1 protein-coding gene is annotated in these 258 nt (G+C 45.3%); it reads right to left on the minus strand.

The annotated features are described in order from the left end of the window. Positions 1-31: 31 nt before the first annotated feature. Positions 32-258: zinc ribbon domain-containing protein YjdM (locus tag V5P19_RS23915; protein ID WP_334408046.1), on the minus strand; the 227-nt coding region annotated here is incomplete at its 5' end.

The raw sequence follows: 258 nt of genomic DNA on the forward strand, positions 1-258 counted from the left end.
CGCCTTATCCGGCTTACCGATCACAATACAATCAGTTCTTTTTCACAAACTCAGATTTCAGTTTCATCGGACCAAAACCGTCGATTTTGCAATCGATGTTATGGTCGCCTTCAACCAGGCGGATGTTTTTCACTTTGGTGCCAATTTTCAGCATCGAAGAGCTACCTTTCACCTTCAGATCTTTAATGATGGTAACGCTGTCGCCGTCAGCCAGCAGATTGCCGTTAGCATCTTTAACGATCAGCTCGTCGCTTTCCT

Origin of the sequence: Enterobacter sp. UNJFSC 003 (genome assembly GCF_036903355.1) — a bacterium.
In the GTDB taxonomy this organism is placed as follows: domain Bacteria; phylum Pseudomonadota; class Gammaproteobacteria; order Enterobacterales; family Enterobacteriaceae; genus Enterobacter.